This window comes from Bartonella sp. MR168JLCBS (assembly GCF_042194175.1).
Genome location: NZ_JBHIMP010000642.1, coordinates 1 through 514, shown reverse-complemented (window position 1 = coordinate 514; position 514 = coordinate 1). Strand labels below are relative to the sequence as shown.

The 514-nt window shown below is 59.1% G+C and carries 1 protein-coding gene; it reads right to left on the bottom strand.

The window, feature by feature from the left end:
* Window positions 1-41 precede the first annotated feature (41 nt).
* Window positions 42-458, bottom strand: a complete 417-nt coding sequence (locus ACFIK8_RS13160; RefSeq protein ID WP_375669680.1) for a hypothetical protein — start codon at window positions 456-458, stop codon at window positions 42-44.
* Window positions 459-514: the final 56 nt, after the last annotated feature.

Below are 514 nucleotides of genomic sequence, written 5' to 3'. Positions count from 1 at the left end.
ATCGGCCACGGAGGTGATATTGCTCCTGCTTCCGCTCCCACTCAAGTGGCGAGCAAGAGTCCCGCTCCGCCTGCGAGAAAGAGAGATGATCGGCCAACATTGTCAAAACGCGTCCGACGCCGGTCATCTTCTCGCAGCCCACCCCGTTCACGGACTTCTCGCCGACGGGTAAGCCCCCCTCCACCCCCCCCCTGACAACTATAGTCGGCGAGCTGCCGCACGTCTATTGGAGAAGTGCGACATAATGAGGATAGAGTTCCCCCGGCTTGTCGCTCGCGTGGAGGATCTTGAGGGCACCTTCGCAGGCCCAGACGACGTCGCTCCCTCCGCCATCTGAGTACGATACCATCCCCAGCAGCCCCCGATGCTTTGGCCGTGGCCCGGCGTTTGCCAAGGACGACGTCTTTACGAGAGCAATCAAAAGAGTACCATACAGGAAGAGGCTTGCGTGGAGGCAAATAACAATGTCTCTCCTGTCGTCAGCTCATGTCGACGCAACAAAAGCACCAACTGC